The sequence below is a fragment of the Dehalogenimonas etheniformans genome (genome assembly GCF_014672715.2).
GTDB lineage: Bacteria > Chloroflexota > Dehalococcoidia > Dehalococcoidales > Dehalococcoidaceae > Dehalogenimonas > Dehalogenimonas etheniformans.
This window is the reverse complement of record NZ_CP058566.2, coordinates 504,986-524,093: the sequence shown is the minus strand read 5'-3', so window position 1 is coordinate 524,093 and position 19,108 is coordinate 504,986. Positions and strand designations below refer to the sequence as shown.

26 protein-coding genes are annotated in these 19,108 nt (G+C 53.6%); 12 read left to right on the top strand and 14 right to left on the bottom strand.

The window, feature by feature from the left end; genetic code table 11:
• The first annotated feature begins 6 nt into the window (after positions 1-6).
• The 5 genes from HX448_RS02720 to rph all read left to right on the top strand — a co-directional run bounded on the left by HX448_RS02720 (position 7) and on the right by rph (position 4,472).
• A complete protein-coding gene (locus HX448_RS02720) occupies positions 7-366 on the top strand; it encodes a 4Fe-4S binding protein (protein WP_102330639.1) in 360 nt (119 codons plus the stop codon).
• Between the two features lie 26 nt (positions 367-392).
• Positions 393-770: a Rieske (2Fe-2S) protein gene (locus HX448_RS02715; protein ID WP_102330638.1), complete on the top strand. Its 378-nt coding sequence runs from the start codon at positions 393-395 to the stop codon at positions 768-770.
• 63 nt (positions 771-833) lie between these two features.
• Positions 834-2,357 carry a B12-binding domain-containing radical SAM protein gene (locus tag HX448_RS02710; protein WP_102330637.1) on the top strand — a complete coding sequence of 508 codons (1,524 nt, stop codon included), beginning with the start codon at positions 834-836 and terminating at the stop codon, positions 2,355-2,357.
• 81 nt (positions 2,358-2,438) lie between these two features.
• Positions 2,439-3,716 carry a glutamate-5-semialdehyde dehydrogenase gene (locus HX448_RS02705; RefSeq protein ID WP_102330636.1) on the top strand — a complete coding sequence of 426 codons (1,278 nt, stop codon included), beginning with the start codon at positions 2,439-2,441 and terminating at the stop codon, positions 3,714-3,716.
• Positions 3,717-3,752: 36 nt separating this feature from the next.
• Positions 3,753-4,472, top strand: a complete 720-nt coding sequence (gene rph, locus HX448_RS02700; RefSeq protein ID WP_102330635.1) for a ribonuclease PH — start codon at positions 3,753-3,755, stop codon at positions 4,470-4,472.
• Here the strand turns inward: rph and HX448_RS02695 are convergent.
• Positions 4,459-4,944 carry a CinA family protein gene (locus HX448_RS02695; protein ID WP_102330634.1) on the bottom strand — a complete coding sequence of 162 codons (486 nt, stop codon included), beginning with the start codon at positions 4,942-4,944 and terminating at the stop codon, positions 4,459-4,461. The genes rph and HX448_RS02695 overlap by 14 nt on opposite strands.
• Positions 4,945-5,101: 157 nt before the next feature.
• Between HX448_RS02695 and HX448_RS02690 the strand changes: the two genes are divergently transcribed.
• Both HX448_RS02690 and HX448_RS02685 read left to right on the top strand, forming a co-directional pair.
• Positions 5,102-6,541 carry a hypothetical protein gene (locus HX448_RS02690; protein ID WP_102330633.1) on the top strand — a complete coding sequence of 480 codons (1,440 nt, stop codon included), beginning with the start codon at positions 5,102-5,104 and terminating at the stop codon, positions 6,539-6,541.
• Complete coding sequence (locus HX448_RS02685) at positions 6,538-6,810, top strand: DUF167 domain-containing protein (RefSeq protein WP_102330632.1); 273 nt, start codon at positions 6,538-6,540, stop codon at positions 6,808-6,810. Before HX448_RS02690 ends, HX448_RS02685 begins: the two co-directional genes overlap by 4 nt.
• Here the strand turns inward: HX448_RS02685 and HX448_RS02680 are convergent.
• From HX448_RS02680 to HX448_RS02660, 5 genes are all read right to left on the bottom strand, one after another.
• Positions 6,807-8,330 carry a PAS domain-containing sensor histidine kinase gene (locus HX448_RS02680; protein WP_102330631.1) on the bottom strand — a complete coding sequence of 508 codons (1,524 nt, stop codon included), beginning with the start codon at positions 8,328-8,330 and terminating at the stop codon, positions 6,807-6,809. The two genes, HX448_RS02685 and HX448_RS02680, sit on opposite strands and share 4 nt — an antisense overlap.
• Before the next feature lie 56 nt (positions 8,331-8,386).
• The gene (locus HX448_RS02675) at positions 8,387-8,926 is read right to left on the bottom strand and encodes a response regulator (protein WP_102330630.1); all 540 of its coding nucleotides are present in this window, start codon (positions 8,924-8,926) and stop codon (positions 8,387-8,389) included.
• A gap of 134 nt (positions 8,927-9,060) precedes the next feature.
• On the bottom strand, positions 9,061-9,396 hold the full coding sequence (locus tag HX448_RS02670; RefSeq protein WP_102330629.1) for a DUF190 domain-containing protein: 336 nt from the start codon (positions 9,394-9,396) through the stop codon (positions 9,061-9,063).
• Positions 9,396-9,782: a fluoride efflux transporter CrcB gene (crcB, locus tag HX448_RS02665; protein WP_102330628.1), complete on the bottom strand. Its 387-nt coding sequence runs from the start codon at positions 9,780-9,782 to the stop codon at positions 9,396-9,398. Before crcB ends, HX448_RS02670 begins: the two co-directional genes overlap by 1 nt.
• Before the next feature lie 84 nt (positions 9,783-9,866).
• On the bottom strand, positions 9,867-10,169 hold the full coding sequence (locus HX448_RS02660; RefSeq protein WP_102330831.1) for a zinc-ribbon domain containing protein: 303 nt from the start codon (positions 10,167-10,169) through the stop codon (positions 9,867-9,869).
• A gap of 159 nt (positions 10,170-10,328) precedes the next feature.
• Here HX448_RS02660 and HX448_RS02655 point away from each other — a divergent pair, with 159 nt between their 5' ends.
• The 4 genes from HX448_RS02655 (at position 10,329) to HX448_RS02640 (ending at position 13,050) form a co-directional block, all read left to right on the top strand.
• Positions 10,329-10,850: a GrpB family protein gene (locus HX448_RS02655; RefSeq protein WP_336470080.1), complete on the top strand. Its 522-nt coding sequence runs from the start codon at positions 10,329-10,331 to the stop codon at positions 10,848-10,850.
• The gene (locus HX448_RS02650; RefSeq protein WP_162485970.1) at positions 10,847-11,152 is read left to right on the top strand and encodes a hypothetical protein; all 306 of its coding nucleotides are present in this window, start codon (positions 10,847-10,849) and stop codon (positions 11,150-11,152) included. Before HX448_RS02655 ends, HX448_RS02650 begins: the two co-directional genes overlap by 4 nt.
• A gap of 30 nt (positions 11,153-11,182) precedes the next feature.
• Entirely contained in the window at positions 11,183-11,827 is a 645-nt protein-coding gene (locus tag HX448_RS02645; RefSeq protein ID WP_102330626.1) for a nucleoside monophosphate kinase, read from the top strand.
• 116 nt (positions 11,828-11,943) lie between these two features.
• Positions 11,944-13,050 carry an aminopeptidase gene (locus HX448_RS02640; protein ID WP_102330625.1) on the top strand — a complete coding sequence of 369 codons (1,107 nt, stop codon included), beginning with the start codon at positions 11,944-11,946 and terminating at the stop codon, positions 13,048-13,050.
• Between the two features lie 51 nt (positions 13,051-13,101).
• Here HX448_RS02640 and HX448_RS02635 read toward each other — a convergent pair whose 3' ends face one another.
• The 6 genes from HX448_RS02635 to HX448_RS02610 all read right to left on the bottom strand — a co-directional run bounded on the left by HX448_RS02635 (position 13,102) and on the right by HX448_RS02610 (position 16,439).
• The gene (locus HX448_RS02635) at positions 13,102-13,668 is read right to left on the bottom strand and encodes a DNA-3-methyladenine glycosylase I (RefSeq protein WP_102330624.1); all 567 of its coding nucleotides are present in this window, start codon (positions 13,666-13,668) and stop codon (positions 13,102-13,104) included.
• A gap of 5 nt (positions 13,669-13,673) precedes the next feature.
• Positions 13,674-14,501: an AAC(3) family N-acetyltransferase gene (locus tag HX448_RS02630; RefSeq protein ID WP_272868184.1), complete on the bottom strand. Its 828-nt coding sequence runs from the start codon at positions 14,499-14,501 to the stop codon at positions 13,674-13,676.
• 1 nt (position 14,502) lies between these two features.
• Positions 14,503-14,877, bottom strand: a complete 375-nt coding sequence (locus HX448_RS02625; RefSeq protein WP_102330622.1) for a metallopeptidase family protein — start codon at positions 14,875-14,877, stop codon at positions 14,503-14,505.
• Positions 14,878-14,880: 3 nt separating this feature from the next.
• Positions 14,881-15,099: a hypothetical protein gene (locus tag HX448_RS02620; protein ID WP_102330621.1), complete on the bottom strand. Its 219-nt coding sequence runs from the start codon at positions 15,097-15,099 to the stop codon at positions 14,881-14,883.
• Between the two features lie 66 nt (positions 15,100-15,165).
• Complete coding sequence (locus HX448_RS02615; protein ID WP_102330620.1) at positions 15,166-15,474, bottom strand: TfoX/Sxy family protein; 309 nt, start codon at positions 15,472-15,474, stop codon at positions 15,166-15,168.
• A gap of 5 nt (positions 15,475-15,479) precedes the next feature.
• On the bottom strand, positions 15,480-16,439 hold the full coding sequence (locus HX448_RS02610; protein WP_102330619.1) for a TerC family protein: 960 nt from the start codon (positions 16,437-16,439) through the stop codon (positions 15,480-15,482).
• Positions 16,440-16,575: 136 nt separating this feature from the next.
• On the opposite strand from HX448_RS02610, the gene HX448_RS02605 reads away from it, so the two are divergent.
• Positions 16,576-16,905: a cupin domain-containing protein gene (locus HX448_RS02605; protein WP_102330618.1), complete on the top strand. Its 330-nt coding sequence runs from the start codon at positions 16,576-16,578 to the stop codon at positions 16,903-16,905.
• Here HX448_RS02605 and HX448_RS02600 read toward each other — a convergent pair.
• Both HX448_RS02600 and HX448_RS02595 read right to left on the bottom strand, forming a co-directional pair.
• On the bottom strand, positions 16,874-18,286 hold the full coding sequence (locus HX448_RS02600; protein WP_102330617.1) for a HAMP domain-containing sensor histidine kinase: 1,413 nt from the start codon (positions 18,284-18,286) through the stop codon (positions 16,874-16,876). The genes HX448_RS02605 and HX448_RS02600 overlap by 32 nt on opposite strands.
• Complete coding sequence (locus HX448_RS02595) at positions 18,283-18,966, bottom strand: response regulator transcription factor (protein ID WP_102330829.1); 684 nt, start codon at positions 18,964-18,966, stop codon at positions 18,283-18,285. Before HX448_RS02595 ends, HX448_RS02600 begins: the two co-directional genes overlap by 4 nt.
• Between the last annotated feature and the right edge of the window lie 142 nt (positions 18,967-19,108).

Genomic DNA, 19,108 nt, shown 5'->3' with positions numbered 1-19,108 from the left:
AAACGAATGCCCTGGATGCTGCCGACCGTAATCAAAAACCTGTTCAGCAAACCGGCAACGGTGTGTTATCCAGTTGTTGTAAAAGAACCCGTTGCAGGATTTCGTGGCAAAGTCCGTTGGGATAGCAATAAGTGCGATCTATGCAACGATTGCGCTCGATTGTGCCCTTCGGGCGCCATAACTATTGATGTGCCATCTCGCCAGGTGCGCTACGATCCGTTGAAATGTGTCTACTGCGCAAACTGTGTCGATGTCTGCCTGCAGCAGGCCATCAGTCACGACTTGGTCTATGCCGCCCCACGTATTCACAAAAAACAGGAAGTAACGGTGATCTACCACAGAGGACCTTCCACGCATAATATATAACAATTTGGGTCCTCGGAAGATACTAGATGGAAAAATACATTGATGTGGCAAAGACCGGAGATATTCTTGACGGGCAGATGAAGTCCTTTTTGGTATGCGACAAGAAATTGTTGGTTATCAACTCTAGCGGCAACTTCTACGCCATAAACGAGACTTGCAGCCACCTCGGTGGCGAATTGGCCTCGGGAAAACTTGAGGGAAAGGTTATTTCCTGCCCGATCCATGGCGCTAAGTTTTACATCTCTAGTGGTAAATGCCTTTCGGGATTTAAATTCGGACCCTTCAAATTGCGCACGAAGGATGCCTGTATTTTTCCTGTGGTTGTCGAAGGGGAAGCGATCAAGGTGCGAATGGAAATCCCCATGGGGACCGGCGAGCTAGAAACGGAAATGCATCACGGTTGACTTATCCTTTCCTTGTAGTTACTCTGATAAAGACCCACCTGCAAATCCCCTTGGAGCCGGTATATGAAAATTCTCATGGTTTATCCCCGTTATCCAGAAACCTTCTGGAGTTTCCGTCACGCCCTTAAATTCGTCAGTAAAAGGGCGTCTTTCCCTCCTCTTGGTTTGTTGACCATTGCAGCGATGCTGCCGAATGAATGGGAAATCAGACTGCTTGACCTCAATGTCACCAGTTTCAATCAAAGAGATTTGGATTGGGCTGACGCAGTCTATATTTCCGCGATGGCGATCCAGCGAAAATCGGCGGAAGAATTAATCGAAAAAGCCAGGGCGGCCGGCAAAACCATCGTCGCCGGGGGTCCTTATTTCACTACCGAGTACGATAGAATCTCGGGTGTAGATCACTTCGTATTGGATGAGGCTGAAATTACCCTGCCGCTGTTTCTTGCCGATTGGGCGGCGGGCGAGGCACAGCCGGTTTATCGATCCGAGGATAAACCAGATATCACCGCTACGCCCCTGCCAATGTGGAAACTCCTTGATAAAGCTGCTTATTCCTCGATGTCGCTGCAGTACTCACGGGGCTGCCCGTTCAATTGCGAATTCTGCGACATCGTCGTCCTCTTCGGCCGCAAACCGAGGGTCAAAACCGCAGATCAGGTTGTACGCGAATTACAATCTCTGTACGATTACGGCTGGCGTTCCGGTGTATTCTTCGTTGATGACAATCTCATCGGCAACAAACGGCACTTGAAGGCTGAGGTGCTTCCCGCCATCACCAGCTGGCAGGAGAAGAACAAATTCCCTTTCAGCCTGTCGACCGAGGTATCAATAAACCTTGCCGATGACGACGACCTCATGAAAGCCATGGCGGATGCTGGCTTTTTCCAGGTCTTCGTCGGTGTCGAAACCCCCAACGCCGAGAGCCTGGCGGAATGTGACAAAGGTCAGAACGAAAACCGTGACATGGTAGCCGCCGTCAAGAGAATCCAGGCTGCCGGCCTCCAGGTCCAGGGTGGCTTCATTGTCGGCTTCGACTCTGATCCACCCTCGATTTTCAAATCGCAGATAGCTTTTATCCAGAATAGCGGCATAGTCACTGCTATGGTGGGTTTATTAAACGCGCCCCGGGGCACCCGGTTATTCCAACGCCTCGAGAAGGAAAACCGGATGATCGAGGATTTTGGCGGGGACAACACCGATTCCACTCTCAATTTCGAACCAAAGATGCCACGTAAAACCCTCATAGAGGGTTACCGGCACCTGCTTGAAACCATTTACTCACCCAAACACTATTATGAGCGCACCAAATTGTTCCTGCGCAACTACAACCCGCGAATTCGGGGACGCCTTCCTCGTTTCGAATTTCACCACATAGCGGCGTTCTTCCGTTCATTATGGAAGCTCGGGATTATCGAAAAAGGTCGTACTTATTATTGGAGGCTTTTGGCGTTCAGCCTGTTCAGGAGGCCCAAAGTGTTCCCGCTGGCAGTGACGCTCTCCATAACGGGTTATCATCTACGGAAGATCACCGAGACATTATTGAAAACACCGATATCCGGAGGATCGAGTAGCGGAAGCGCCTGAATTGCGCCGGAGGCCGGCTGACGAGGTTCCTTGCCTCAGTTAAAACCTTCAACTATACTTTGCCTATCTTGAATTAAGGTGATGACCGTGGACCCCGTTATTGAACTGGAAATGCAGTGCCGTCGCGCCAAACTGGCCAGCCGGAAACTGGCTTACACCGGAATCGCGGCCAAGAATTCGGCGCTGGAAAATATCGCCGCTGACCTCCTCTCCCAAAAAGAGACAATCCTTGAAGCGAATGCCATTGACCAGTTGGAAGCCAGAAAAATCGGTATGGCTCCGGCAATGCTGGATCGCCTGGCTCTCACTCCGTACACTATCGATTTGATTGCCGCCGACGTGCGGAGCGTCGGCGGTCTGCCGGACCCCATCGGCGAGATCTTTGACATGCGCACCCTTTCGAACGGCTTAACCCTTGGGAAAAAAAGAGTTCCACTCGGGGTAATCGCAGCCATTTACGAATCGCGCCCCAACGTCACTGTCGATATTACCGCATTGTGTCTCAAGGCTGGCAATGCCGTCATCCTCCGCGGCGGCAAGGAAACGATCAACTCCAATCGCGCGTTAGTAAAAATAATCATTGGCGCTCTTGAACGCGCCGGGATCGATCCGAACGTCGTCCAGTTCATCGATAACACTGACCGCTCCCTGGTGCCGCATCTGTTGAAAATGAACGACCGGATTGACCTGGTCATCCCTCGGGGCGGAACCGGTCTGATCAAGTTTGTCAAAGAGAATTCCACTATTCCGGTGGTTGCCGGCGGCGCAGGTGTCTGCCACACCTTCGTCGATGCCTCCGCCAGGATAGACCGCGCGGTTGCCATCGTTTACAACGCCAAGGTGCAGAAGCCTTCCGCCTGCAACGCCCTCGATACGATCCTGGTCCACCGGGAAATCGCCGCGGCGTTCCTTCCGAAAGCCGCAGCCGAATTAGCTAATACGGGTGTCGAACTGCATTGCGACCCAAGATCCATGGCCATACTGGGCTCTCAGCCGGAATTGAAACTGGTATCAGCTGTTGACGAAGATTGGGGCAAAGAATTTTTAGCGCTGACTGCCGCGGTCAAGGTCGTCGATTCCCTTGATGAAGCCCTCGATCACATCGCCGCCTACGGAGACGGTCATTCAGAGGCCATAATAACTGAGGATTATTCCAACGCGCAACGGTTTTTAAACGAGGTGGATGCGGCCGCGGTTTATGTCAATTCCTCGACCCGCTTCACCGATGGCGCCCAGTTCGGCCTCGGGGCGGAAGTGGGTATTTCGACGCAAAAGATGCATGCCCGCGGCCCGCTCGGTCTAAAGGAAATCACCAGCTACAAGTGGCTGGTATACGGCTCCGGCCAAACTCGTCCCTGACCTCATTCGATAATCTATAATGCGAAAGGTACAAGTATGCCCAGATTAGACGGCCGTGCCCTCGATCAGTTGCGTCCCATTAAGATTACCGCCGGTTTCCAGACCTATGCCGAGGGTTCGGTGCTAATCGAACAGGGCAACACCAGGGTGGTGGTGTCCGTTACCATGGAGGACAGAGTACCGCCATTTTTGAAAAACAGCGGCACAGGCTGGGTAACAGCCGAGTACGCCATGCTGCCGAGATCGACTTCCACGCGTACGCCTCGGGATTCTGCCGGTAAGATTTCAGGCCGCAGCCAGGAGATACAACGGCTGGTTGGCAGGTCACTCCGAGCGGTGACAGATCTGGCAGCCCTGGGTGAGCGCAGTTTTACCGTAGATTGCGATGTGCTTCAAGCCGATGCCGGAACTAGAACCGCCTCGATCACCGGGGGATATGTCGCTTTGTACCTGGCGTTCTCCAAGCTGCACCGGCTGGGTATCTTTAAGAATATGCCGCTTAGATCGCAGGTGGCAGCCGTTTCGGTCAGCGTTTATAAGGGCAATATCCTGCTCGACCCGGCTTTTGAAGAGGACTGCAACGCCGAGTCTGATTTCAATCTCGTGATGAATTCCAGGGGGGAATTCATAGAAGTGCAGGGGACGGCGGAGAAAAAAGCCTACGCGAAAGAAACCCTCGAGGCGGTCATCGCCATGGGGGAAAAGGGTATCAGGCAGTTATTCGAAATCCAAGCAGCCGCTATCAAGGGGTTGTAGCTCCACCCAGGCGCTCGATCGCCCATTTTAACGCCGCTGCCGCGGCTGATTCCCGGTTTTTATTGCGGTCCCCTTTGAAGATGAACTTGCGGTTCCAGACGCCCTCGGGAGTCGCCAAACCCAGGTAGAACAGCCCAACCGGCTTGTCGGCCGTCTCGCCGCCGGGACCGGCAATGCCGGTATCGGAGATGCAGATGTCGACGCCCAATGCTTTGCGCCCGCCGGCTGCCATCTGTTCCGCCACCTGAGGGCTGACTGCCCCGTAAGCCAGCAGCGTTTCGTATTTAACCCCCGCGAGCCGTATCTTCAATTCATTTTGATAGGTAACCAATCCGCCCTTGAAATACTTGGATGAGCCCGGGATCGAAGTCAACCATTCGGCGATCATGCCCCCGGTTGCCGATTCCACGGTGCCGATTGTTAAGCCCTTGTCCTGAAGCAATTTCGAAAGTTGGGTCTCAAGTGAAGGCATGGCTACCTCTCGCAATGAGTTGCTTTTCAACAGGTATTATATCAGACAGTTTGGGCCATTTTAGAACCGTGGCTGATTGCCGTTGGCGGCACTATTGTTATATTATGTCTGCGGTATTTGCTAAAATTCAGCGATTGAAGTTGTATCTGAAAATACATTGAAACGATTAACACTCGCACCGATTCTTAAACTCCTGACCCCAAGGGTAAACCTGTTTTTCATAAGTATCTTTTTGAAACTGGGATTTTCCAGCCTGACCGGCGGGCCGTATGTCGTTTCCCCGAGCAAGTCTATTCTGGGTATCATCTCCTGGATCGCCTGGTTTGGTGTCCTGTGGTTCGTAGCTCTTCCGCGGACTGACGTGTTATTGGCCCGCTGGAATGATCACTTGAAAAAAGTAACCGTAACGATCGTCGTTTTATTAGCCTTTGCCGGGGTGTCTATCGCCGGTATCTATATTGGACTGAAAACCGATATTATCAAGCCTGACTCCTTCAGCGACCCGATAAAATCGGCGCTAGCCTATTTCAAGACGCAGCCGCGATATTCTGACGGCGCCGCCTTAACTCAGCAGGCTACTGAAAATTTCATCGGTGGGAAAAATCCCTACGCCTCATCAAATATCATCACCGCCATGGAGACTTATGACGGCCTGGCTAGCGATAACAACGGCCCCTTTGTCAACTTAACCCCCATCCAGAAAGGCCGGTTTACTGAAGTTTTCCCATATCCCAGCCAGGAGGCGCTCACCTCCCTATGGGAACAATCAAAATCCAATCCCGCTGCTGTGCCGGTTGAGCTTGAATCGCGCTTGTCGTATCCTGCAGGCTCGTTCCTGATTTCAGTTCCTTTTGTCTTGGCAGGCATGGACAATATGCAGGTGGTTGTCGGGATTTTTTTAGTGGCGGCCATCGTGTTCGGCCTTTGGCGTGTTCCCCGCGGCAGCCGATTGATTTTTGCCCTCGCCGCCGCGGTCAGTCTCGAATTATGGATTACCGGTCTGATTGGGCTGGAGAAACGTCTCGTTGTCTTCCCGTTCATGGTCGCCGGCTGGCTGCTCATCCCAAAACACCCCAAACTAGCCATGCTCCTTCTGGGCGCCGGCGCTGCGGCTTACCAGACTGTATGGTTCCTGGTACCGTTCGCCACTCTCTATGCCTATCACCTTTGGGGAATAAAGCGGGCTGCGGTCGGACTCAGCCTGGCAGTTGCGGCGTTCGCCGCTTTCAACCTCCCGTTCATTATTGCCAGCCCGGTTCTGTGGTTCACATCGGTGATGGCCCCGATGATCGATCCTCTCTACCCGCTCGGCGTTGGCCTGGTCAGCCTGACGGAGACGGGTATTGTCAATATCCAATCGTCGGCGATATTCACCGTTCTTGAGATCGCCGCCCTCGCTGGCGGATTATGGTGGTATTACAAGAATGGATCGAAGTATCCGTCGACGGGGCTGCTGCTGGCTATCCTGCCGGTGTTTTTTGCCTGGCGTAGCCTCGGTTCCTATTTTTTCTACTTTGACATCATTTTGCTGGCCGCCGTGCTGATAGAATACCGTTCTCGAAACATCACGCCGGCAGCGATTGAAGCTCGGGTTTGAACCGGTCCCTGATCGATATCCACGTCCAGCCCGGCGCCCGGAAAACCGAGGTGGTCGGGCTTTACGGAGAAGCGGTCAAGATCAAGGTGGCGGCAACACCTGAGCGGGGAATCGCCAATGAGGCTCTCATCGATTTTATTGCCGAACGCCTCGGCATTGCCAAAAACGCCGTCAAGTTGGTGCGGGGCCGCACCGGCCGCCATAAAACCGTCGCGGTTGAAGGGATGGACGAATCCGAGGCCCGAAAAAGATTGCTGGGAGCCGTCTAGCTCTTTTCGACCTCGGGACACTCGTTGTTTTTAAGGGGCAAGGCCACCGTAAACGTCGCCCCCTCCCCGTATTCGCTTGTAGCGCTGATTCGTCCGCCGTGTTCCAGGACGATGCCATGGCAGATTGAAAGCCCCAAGCCGGTCCCGCCGCTTTCGGTACGCGTCGTAAAGAAAGGATCGAACAACTTTTCCAGGTTCTCGGGTTTTATGCCGGGTCCGTTATCGGCGAAGGTGACCAGTATCTGGCCTTCGAGCACGCCGGTGGTCACCGCCAGCCGGTCACCTTTTTTGGCTGCCGTCATCGCCTGTTCTGCGTTGACGATCAGATTAACGAAAACCTGCTCAATCTGGTAATAATCCGCCATGAAACATGGCAGATCCGCCAGGTGGGTCACGACCTGAATCCCGCGATGCCTGAGTTCATACTCGCGCAGAGCGAGGGATTCTTTGATAATGTTGTTGATGTCCACCGGTTCCTTGGACGGTTGCCTGCGCCGGGCAAAGGTCAGGAGGTTTTGGACCACTTTCGCCGCCCGTATCGCCTCGCTGTGTATCCTCTTGAGGTCTCCGCCAATTTTCTCATCAGGTATCTTTCGGATCAGCCGCTCGGAAAAACCGATGATCCCGGTCAATGGATTGTTGATCTCGTGCGCAACTCCCGCTGCCAGTTCTCCTATGGAAGCCAGCCTGGCTGAAACGCTGAGCTCCGACTGAAGCTGTAGTTCGCGCCTTTCCGCCTGCTGTCGGGCGGAAGCATCCCTGGCAAAAGTCCAATAATAGTTCTTGTCGTTAAGCAGGATGTAGTTTATCAAGACTTCGACCGGGATGACATGACCGTCTTGCCGGCGGTATTCCGATTGCCACACCATGGAGCCAGATTGCTTCAGTTCCTTGAGCAGCCTGAGCCATTCGCGCCGCGAACGACTGGTGTCGATGTCTGAAATGTTGTGAGACATCAACTGACCGACGTTGTAGCCCAGCATGCGGCAAGCCGCGCCGTTGGCATAAAGGATGGCCCCCCCTTCGCTCAGCCAGAGGATCGATTCCGGCGCATTTTCAACGGCGAAGCGGGTCAGCCTGCCCATCTCCTGGGCTGTTTTCAAGTGCGTGACGTCGATGCAAGACAGCAGTGAAAGATCGGTGCCTGGGAACATCGCGACGGTGATCTCTATCTCGTGACTGCCGCCGTTCTGGTCGATCAGTTTGAACTCGTAATGCTCCGGGGCGGTGCCCGGATGGCTGCGGCGCAGCCGATGATAGTCCTGGGCTTTTTTGCGGTCGGCTTCGGCTACGAACTCGAACCAGGAGTGTTTGCCCTCGATCTCAGGCACAGGGAGATCAATAAGCTTGGACATACTTTCGTTCGCCATTACCATAATGCCGGCGTCGTTCAATACGGCTACGGCGGTGCCTGAACGTTCGAACATCGTCCGGAAGGTATTGGCTGCGTCGCCGAGCAACCGTTCCTCCACGACCTGGCGGATGGTTATGCCGCGACGCTCAGCCTCACGACCTGGCATGTGTGCTCTCCCAGCAATCGGTATATCGGAATTCGCCAGTGATCACGGCGGCCGCCTTAGCTTCGGCCGATTCGAATAAAGCTTTTTACGGCGTTCAGGACGTCAGCCTCGCCGAATGGCTTGTTCATCACTCCGAATGGCCCCTGCGCCAGCGCGGCGGCCATGGACTCGCTGTCGGGGAACCCGGTGATGATAGTCACCGGCAGATCGGGATCGATTGCCCGGATCTTCCTCAGCACATCCGCCCCGCTCATGCCAGGCATCTTGAGGTCGAGAAAAACCAACGCGAAATCCTTGGCTTTAATGTATTCAAGTGCCTCGGCACCGCTGCCGGCGGTGATCACCCGGTGTCCGGCATCCTCGAGGATATCACGGAAAAGGTCGCGGATGGTCTGATCGTCATCGACAACCAGGATGTTGGCTTTTGCGCCGACCGCGGTTGACTTCAACCATTCGTCGATCGAGGCTTTATCGAACCGCCAGCTATGGCTTACCTTCAAAGCTGGAATCGATCCCTGTTGCAGCAACCTGTATACCGTCTTTTGGGTAACTCTCAAGTAATCCGCGACTTCTCTAACTGTAAGTAATTCCGGCATAAAATCTCCTTGCCCGCGCCTTTCTGACTGAGGGGCGGCGTTGAGTATACTATTATGGACATTTGTAGTCAAGAGAATGATGGTTTTAGTACCAGGTTCATTTCGAAATAAAATTGGATCCAGTGGTTCAGGGGTTATCCAGGCGAGTAGCTGATCACCCTCGCCTTCTCGATCGTGATCAGCCCGCCCGTCATCAGTTTTCCAACTTCGGGCAGTACCTCATCTAGGTGCTCCTGGGAATCAACCACCTCGACGATTACCGGCAAGTCCTGTGACAGTTGCAGCAGGTGAGCGGAATGGATCCGGCTGTGGGCCCCGAATCCGGCGATTCCCCGGAGAACAGTCGCTCCGGCCAGACCTTTTTTCTTGAAAAGTTCCAGCAGAGCCATATGGAGCAGCTTGCCGCCGGCGATATCAGACTCGCCGATGAAAATGCGCATCAATACCTGCTCGCCTTCAATAGTACGCATCAGGTCCCTCCCGCAAAGAGCCGCCCGGTATAAATCCCGGCGATTACGGCTGCGATTCCCAAAATAAGGCTGGTAGCTATATTAAGCGCAGCGGATCCCCACGCGCCGTCCTGGATAAATTGGACTGTTTCGTAGGTGAATGTAGAAAATGTCGTGAAGGCGCCGAGGAAGCCGATAGCCACCACGGTGCGCAGGTGCGGCGGGATCAGGTCTGTATTCAAACCCATTTGCATCAGCAGTCCGAGAAGGAAGCTGCCGATAACATTGACCACCAGGGTGCCATAGGGAAAGTTCTGGCCGAGCGCGGCGTAAACCGCGCCGGAAAGCGCATAGCGGCACACCGATCCCAGAGCCCCCGCCCCGGCGATAAGAATAACTATCTTCATCGCGACATTTTAGTCAATTTTGCGAATTGCACAAAACAAAGAGCCCCCATTCAGGGGGCTCTTTGAATTTCATACTCGGGGAAATTAGTAGGCGCTCTTGGATTTAGCGAAACAATCGCTGCAATAAACCGGGCGGCCGTTGCGGGGCTCGAAGGGCACCTGGGTCTCTTTGCCGCAGGCAGCACATACGGCAGGGAACATCTGGCGAGCGCCTCCTGAATTGGAACCGCCGGAACCGCCGCGAGTCTGCTTGCGGGCCTGGCGGCAGGTGGGGCAGCGCTTGGGCTCGTTGGTGAAACCCTTGGAGGCGAAGAACTCCTGCTCAGAGGCGCTGAACGTGAAATCAGAGCCGCAGTCTGCGCATTGAATGGTTTTGTCTTGGGCCATGAATGACATTTGCTCCTTTTTTTTATATACTTTGGTTTACGGTTTGGTCATCCGGACCGTGGGACAAAATACCTTGGCTTGGATACCAACTTTCAACCGCACTAGAGTATGCCACTACGCTAGTTGCGCTGTCAACAGGAAAATCAGGTTTATTTGTTCGTGAATATCCGTCAATCCAGGAAAGTCAAGGTAGTCTGTTATGACCCGGCCTGGCCTACAGTATTCAATTCTGAGGCCGAAGCCGTTAAGGTTGCCCTGGGGAGTCTGGTTACGGAAATTCATCATATCGGTTCCACCTCGATTCCCGGTGCCGCAGCCAAACCGATCATCGACATGATGCCGGTGGTAACGAATATCGATCTGGTTGACGCCGCGAACGGCCGGTTGGCCGCCGTTGGATATTCTGGCAGGGGCGAATACGGAATTCCCGGTCGACGTTTCTTTGTTAAGGAAACCTCGGGCGAACGGAGCCACCACTTGCATGTCTTCCAGTACGGTAATCCGCAAATCGCCCGCCACCTCGCATTTCGTGATTACATGATGGCCCATCCCGATGAATTGGAGGCATATTGCCTCCTGAAATCCACTCTGGCAAAACAATATCCGGGAGATATCGAGTCCTATATTGCCAGCAAGGATGCCTTCATTAAAGACATAGACCGGAAGGCGGCCGGAGTTTGAATACAGACCCTTCACCAGCTAGGGCGAGATTGCCTTCAGCCGCTATCTCGATTGGATTATCGGCTGCCGCTATCAGCGTCATGTCTTTCCTGATTATCTATAGTGTCACCGCTTCATGCAGCATTTTGGCCATATCTCTTTTCGTCGGTTTGGTACTGGCTCTTCCCTTTCTCCTAATACCAGCCGCGTTCCTTGGAATCAAAGCATCAAGGCAACAAGACCCGGGGCGCCAATTGACGTCCCTGCTGCTCCTGCTCGACATCGCGTTACTCCTGGCTTTGCTGGCGCTGCTAGTGGCTTGATGGCCAAATTCTTCATTCATTAGGACGATTATGGACGAAAACCAATCTGAATATTTACCAAACGCCATTCTGCTCCTCGGACCAACTGGTTCCGGCAAGACGCCTCTAGGTGATCTCCTGGAGAACGAAGGTCTTGCCGGCCGTAAATGTTTCCATTTCGATTTTGGCGCTCAGTTGCGTGGTTATGCTGCGAATCCTACGGATTTGCTTTCCGAAGTTGAATTGGAAATCGTGAAAATCTCTTTGGGCTCCGGCGCCCTCCTGACCGATTCGCAGTTTGGCATTGCAGAGAAGTTGTTGGGCGAATTCATAGAAAAAAATCGTATCGGAAGTGGTGACCTCATAATAATGAACGGCATGCCCCGTCACGCCGGACAGGCTGCTGGCCTCGAACGAATAATCAAAATGAAAGCCGTAGTCGTCCTGGGATGCGATGCGGCAACGGTGCGGGAACGGATCTGCACCAACGCCGGCGGCGATCGCGAAGGGCGAGTCGACGATACCAAGGAAGACGTGGTGCGAAAACTGGCGATCTTCGCTGAGAAAACGCTGCCACTGTTGAAATTCTACGAGGGGTACGGTATACCCGTAATCCACATCGACGTCGGTACCAACGATTCCGCGATAAAATCGCGGGGCGCCCTCGTCGTTAAAATAACCAATATCTTTGATTGACTCGAGCGTCTTTCGTCTTCAATGTGACATTATTCGCAAAGCGTTCCAATTTGAGTCCTTGCCCCATGTTCGTATGAGGACTAGAATATTCCGATAGAATAAAAAGGAGACTAATCATGGCCGATCCCCGTATCCAGAAACTGGCCGAACTGGTGGTTAAATACTCCACCAAGATCAAATCCGGAAATAAGGTCGTCATTAACGCGCCGGTTGCCGCCCAGCCGCTCACCCGGGCAATTTACACAGAGGTTGTAAAGGCCGGAGGATTCCCGATCGTTTTGCCCCGCGGCGATTTCGAGGACATCCTATACCGCTTCGGCACCGATGAACAGATCCAGTACGTTCACCAGCCTCAGCGCTATATTGCCGAGGAATATGATGCCCGGTTTGCCGTCCTGGCCGACGATAATACCAAGAAATTATCGAATGTCGCCCCTGAAAAAATGGTGCTATTCGATCGAGGCCGGTCCGGCCTGATGAAGACGATGATGAAACGTTCTGGAACCGGTGAATTCAACTGGGTGGTAGTCCCTTTTCCGACAGCGGCGATGGCCCAGGACGCTGAAATGAGCCTGGAGGAATACGAGGATTTCGTCTTCGGCGCCTGCATGCCTGACCTGGATGATCCCATCGGCTATTGGCTGAAGCAAAGCGACCGCCTGCAAAAAGTAGTTGACTGGCTTAAAGGGCGGAGAGAAGTGCATGTCACTGCCCCCGGTACCGACCTCAAGTTGTCGATCAAGGGACGCAAGTTCGTAAAATGCGACGGCCAGTACAATATGCCCGACGGTGAAGTCTTCACCGGACCGGTTGAAGATTCTGCCAATGGTCACGTTTATTTTTCTTATCCCGCCATCGAAAGCGGTCGCGAGGTCACAGGCGTCAGGCTGTGGTTTGAAAACGGCAAAGTTGTTAAGGCTACCGCGGAGAAGAACGAGGAGTTTTTACTGAAAACCCTCGATACCGATGAAGGCGCCCGGCGGCTGGGTGAGTTCGCCATCGGCACCAACGAGGGCATTACCAGGTTCACCGGTGAGATACTGTTCGATGAGAAGATCGGCGGCAGCTTCCACATGGCCTTGGGCGCGGGCTATCCGGAGACTGGTTCGGTCAACGAGTCCGCCATTCACTGGGACATGGTCTGCGATCTGCGTCAGGGCGGAGAGATCCGCGTCGACGGCGACCTGCTCTATAAAGACGGCAAATTCGTCATCGATTTCTAGGCTAAGGTAGAAAAGACGCTCCGGAAAATCTCCGGGGCGTCTTTGTTTTGTTCATTTCCCTGCCGCCGCCTGGTACCTGGGGCAGTCCAACAGGTGGTCGTTGACGATGCCCACCGCCTGGAGGTGGGAATACACGATCGTCGACCCGACAAACTTGAAGCCGCGTTTTTTCAGATCTTTGCTGATAATGTCTGAAAGCTCGGTCGTTGCCGGAATTTCAGACAAGTCGTTCTGCTTATGAACAATTGGCTTCCCTTCGACAAACCCCCAGATGTATTTATCGAATGATCCGAATTCTTTTTGAATTTCGATGAATTTTCTTGCGTTAGTTATCGCTGCTTCGATTTTGAGCCTGTTCCTTACGATGCGCTTGTCATTGAGCAGTTCGGAAACCTTCGTCTGGTCGAATTTGGCCACTGCCTCAGGATCAAACCCGGCAAAGGCTTTCTTGAAGGCTTCGCGTTTTCTGAGTATCGTCATCCACGAAAGTCCCGCCTGGAAGGCTTCAAGGATCATGAACTCGAAATGTTTCCGGTCGCTGTGGGTGGGAATGCCCCACTCCTCATCATGGTATTTGGCCATTAATTCATCTCCGTTAGCCCAGCCGCAGCGTTCCATCCTTTTTACTCCCCAAGGTTCCTATTCTGAGCCATCCAGCCCACAGCAAAATCGACCAGGACTCTAACGGGCATCAGCCGAGCGGTGGCCAGTCCAACTTTGCCGATCCGGAGTTCTCCGGCGCAAGATAACTCGAAATCCGCCCCGATTTTTTCGAAATCGTCCGAATCATCACCGAAGTCTTCGATGACTTTCCAAACTCTCTTCCTGTTCTCAACGACGGGCGCCCCTCCCCGCTCAACTCGTTTCCCGGGATAATTCGCCCGGAATTCCGCCAGGTGAAGCGAGGTGTTGTTGCCGTACCCGCAACCTAAAAGCAGGACATGCCCGCCAATGGCGTACAATTTCCCCAGCGGGCTATGGTCGCCGAGAGCGTATTCTAACGAGTGATCGGATATTATTTCGGACGCAGAGGGACCACGCGCCGCGAATGACACTTGAGGATGGTTGCTCCGAACTACCCCAGTCTGTTTTCTGAAAGTTTCGGCAATGGCTCCCATGCTTCGTGTTGGCGTCAGGTCGGGATCGAATGCCGGCATTTGGTCGCGGATCGTCTGCCACCATGTTTCAGGAACGGGAGGGTTTTTCCAGTAAGCCGGGTCGGAATATTCGCCGGAATGAGCCGGCATCACCAGGGTGCCAGTCTCCCCAAGAACTTCCTCGAGTGCCTTGATGACAGCCACCGCCCCTCCGCACACCCACCCCATCGCGGATAACGAGGAGTGAACAAGTATCGTCATTCCGGGCGCCAGGCCCAGCGCCTTCAGATCGCGGGTGAGACTTTCGATCGTGATTGGGAGTGGAGTTTTCCGGATGACATCGCCTTCGGACAAATCAGCCTTCCTTCGACCAGCCTTCCTCGATTTCATCGAGCTGCACATCGGTCATGCCGAAATGGTGAGCAACCTCATGACGCACCGTCTTTTCTACCTGGTCGATTATTTCCGCATCCGTCCTGCAGATCGCTTCAATAGGTTTCTGGAAAATTGTGATTTTATCCGGTAGCACCAGCCCATAGTGGGTGTCACGTTCTGTAAGGGGAACTCCCTCGTATAAACCGAGCAGCTCATTGCGCTTGGAACCGCGTCTTTGCCGGAGGGAGGGATAGTCTTCGACGACGATCTCGACGTTTTCCAAAAGGTCCAGGAATTCATCTGGCAGGTTGTCCAGGGCTTGTGACACCAGCCCTGAAAAGCTCTTGGCGTCCATGAGCTAGTTGTTCTTGTAGTTTTCGCCCAGAATGGTACGGATCTCGATGATTTTGCGCTCCAGTTCGGCTATGCGCTTTTCGATATGCTCACGTTTGTGAATTGCCTCGGTGGTAAACACCCTGCCGATAAGCTGTTTCTGGGCGATGAGTTTTTTCCGCTCCGCGAGGAATTCCGCCTCTTGTTTGCGATACATGATCTTGTAGTCCTCAAGGTCAGACATGGCTTTCCTCGCTTCGGAAACGATTATACCATCAAGAGAACCGGAGTATGCGCATTCCTTGAAACATCATTTCTTCTTTTTTGGCACGGCGTAGGCGATGGTCACCGATTTCTGGGCCCATTTCGGCAACTCTTCGGAGTTTTCGAAGACCTCTTCCGGTACTCTGAAATAGGGCATCGGTTTGTACTGGTTGCTACCGCGCGCCAGGTAGTCTTCCGGATTTGAATCGTCGGCTTTCAGGTAGAGAATGCCATTGGAGATCAAACCGAACATCTCCCCGTCGTGGAACACGCCGAAACCGCCGAACATGCTTTTGCCGGTGACGGTCCCCAGTCTTTCCAGGACTAAGTCGAGGAAAGCTTTGGTCGCTGACATACGCCCTATTCCTTCTTTTCTACGTCCGCAGGAAACGTTTCCGCGGTTGTTTCTACCACTGCCGGCCGGCGGAGAGAGGCGATAACGGCGACTCCCAGGATCGTGGCGATAATGAGCAGGGAAAGAACGGTCGGTATCTCGATAAATCCAGAGAGTATCATCTTGACACCCAAGAAGACCAGTACTGCAGCCAAGCCGTAATGCAGGTAGTGCAAGCGCTTGGCAAAACCCGACAGGGCAAAATATATGGACCGCAAGCCCATAATGGCGAACATGTTAGAGGTGTAGACGATGAACGGGTCCTGGGTGATCGCCAGCACAGCAGGTATCGAGTCAACGGCAAAAATGACATCGGTCAAATTAACAGCCATGAAAACCATAAACAGGGGCGTTGCCAAGCGGCGGCCGTTTTCCAGAGTAAAAAATTTCCCCCCGTGATACTTAGGAGTCATCGGCAGGAATTTACACAGTAATTTGACCACCGGGTTGGCTTCGGGATGCGGATTGTCGTCAGATTGTAAACCCATGCGAATGCCGGTAAATATCAGGAAGGCGCCGAATACGTAAATTATCCACTCGAGGGCGTGGAACAGGGCGATACCGCCTAGGATAAAAGCAGCCCTGAGTACGATAGCCATCAGCACACCCCAGAACAGGACGCGGTGTTCGTGTTCCTTGGGCACGCAAAAATAGGTGAAAAGCATTAGAAAGACGAAGAGGTTGTCTACCGAGAGGGATTCCTCGATGACATACCCGCTGAAAAAACTGATGGCATGAGTTGAACCTTCGAAGAACCAGATGCCAAGCCCGAAAATGACAGCTAGGCTGACCCAGACGCCAGTCCAGACGAGTGACTCTTTCATCCCGATAGCGTGGGCTTTGCGATTGAAAACGAGCAGATCCAACATCAGCATCGCTACCAGAAAGATGTTAAAAAGCACCCAGGGCAGGACACTCTCGACCATGCGTAATCCTTCCAGATTGAATCTTGGTGTGAAAAACGGCGATTTTTCCGGCAGAGTATAACCCAGCGACTGAATGATGTAAAACCCGGTAGTTTGGTGTGATACACTGAAACAAAGAACCATCGGAGGGAAGATTATGACGAGACAGGAATCGCTGGTCGGACGGGTAGTGGAACTGGCGAAGCTGATCGGCTATCAGGACGGGGCGGTGGTCAGCCGCACCGTGGCAGACAAAAAAGCCGGGACCATAACAGTCTTCGCCTTCGATGCCGGGCACGGCTTATCGGAACATTCGGCGCCGTTTGATGCCTTCGTTTATGCTATTGATGGCGAAGCCGAGATAAGCATCTCGGGCCAAAAGAACCGGGTGATCGAAGGTCAGATGATCATCATGCCGGCCAACGAGCCCCATGCCATCAGAGCCGTCACCCCATTCAAGATGCTTCTGGTGATGATCCGGGCTTGACCTGGTCGGACGGTTTCTCGATTCCCGGTAGCGTAACAAGGAAAGTGGACCCTTCGCCTGGATCGCTTGTCACCGTTACCTCGCCGCCTTGAGCCGCCACCATCTGTTTAACTATGGCCAACCCCAATCCGGCGCCGTTACCCTCGGTCCGCGCCCTCGAATCCTGAATGCGGTAGAATCGATCGAAGATATGCTCCAGCTTTTCCAGGACAATGCCTTCTCCGGTATCGGCTATGGCGATGGTTACCGAAGGTTTGCCCTTTAGGGTCGTTTGAGACAGATGAACGGTGACCGCCCCCCCTTCCGGGGTGTGCCGGATGGCGTTGGACAACAGGTTGGCCAGCACCTGTTCCATGCGCACCCAGTCGGCGGATACCGGCAACATTTCGTTCCCGTCCTCGAACTTGATCGTCACGCCTTTGGCTTCTGCTATCGGGCGGAACTGGTCGAGTTTCCATTGCACCAGGTCGGTCAGGTCGATCATTGAATTTTCCAATTTGAGCTTGCCGGCTTCGGCTAGGGACAGATCACGGAGGTCGCTGATCAGGCGAGTTAGTACCACCGTTTCACCCTTGATGATCTTTAATTGCCCCTCGTCTTTGGGCATTACGCCGTCGATCATGGCGTCCACCGTACCATTAATGATGGTCAGTGGCGTCCTCAATTCGTGAGCGACATCGGCCAGCAGCCGTTTTCGGGCTTGTTCGCTTTTTTCGAGCGACCCGGCCATAATATTAAATGATTCGGCCAATTTTCCCGTCTCATCCCTGGACTTCACCCTCACCCGGTAACCCAGGTTGCCGGCCGCAATCTCGTTGGCGCCAGCGCTCAGTGCGCGAAGCGGCTGGATGAAACTATAGGCCAGCGCTGCCGCCAGCGCCACGGCAATGACCACGCCGATGCCGCCCGAAAGCCATAGCCAGCGGTTGGTTTGACTCAAGAACGTCTGCTCTGCGTCGAGCACCCCACCCGCCTGCCCGAGATAGAAAAATTGTCCTACCACCTGTCCGTCGCCGGGACTGGGAAAGCCCGACGCTACTTCAACTTCATGTCCTCCGGTCAACTGGGCCTGGCCAACCGTCTGACCGATCGCCAGCCCCGCCGAATCGCCGACGATTATGTTGTTGACGTCGGCCACAATTAGCCGGTCGCCTTCGAAGGCCAGCATCTGCGGTAGCACATCAGCTAGCCCCGACCAGCCGCCACGGATATAGACCAGTCCCAGGGTTCGGGCGACAGTATCTTCGAAAGCCGGATTAGCCTGGATATAAGTATGGAACTCCCGGTGCGTATTCTCGTTTGTTAAGTATGCCATGACTGAGACGGCAATGAGTGCGGTCAGGACGAGAGCGCCGCCGATTTTCCAGGCCAGGCTTTTCACGCAGGCAGCTCCAGCTTGTAACCTGCACCGTAAATGGTATGAATGTAGGAAGGTTTATCCACATCGGGCTCTATCTTACGCCTCAGGTTTTTGATGTGGCTGTCGATAGTCCGTTCGTAACCCTCGTAGGCGTCGCCCTGGAGCCGGTCAAGCAAGTCAGTCCGGGAAAACACCTTACCAGGATATGACGCCAACAGTTTGAGTAATTCAAATTCAGTGGTGGTGAGTTCGATTATCCGGTCCCTGACTTTGACTTGCCGTCGCTCGGTATCCACCGTGATGTCTCCACACCGGACGAGTGGAACAGACGCTCTTGGTTCGGTTCGCCGCAGTATCGCCTTCACCCTGGCCACCAGTTCCCGCCCTTCGAAGGGCTTGGTCAGGTAGTCATCGGCGCCGATTTCCAGCCCGACGATCTTGTCGGTCAGTTCATCACGGGCGGTAAGCATGATGATCGGAACTTCCGATTCTTTTCGGATAATGCGGCAGACGTCGTTCCCGGATAGTTTCGGCAGCATCAGGTCGAGTACGATAAGATCAGGCTTATCCTGGCGGAATACTTTCAGGGCTGTTTCACCGTCGTAAGCGGTAAGCACTCGGAAGCCTTCTCGCTCCAGATAAGCGCGCACAATATCCACAATTTTCTGTTCGTCGTCCACTACCAGGATCTTTTTAGTCACATCCATAATATATCCTTGTTCTTTCGAAGGGCGCAATCAATTGATATTGGTCACGTCCTATGCGGACGTAAATGGAAAAGGCCCGGGTTCTCCGTTTCTTCCATCATATCAACCGAATATGGAGAGAGTGTGAATGCAATCT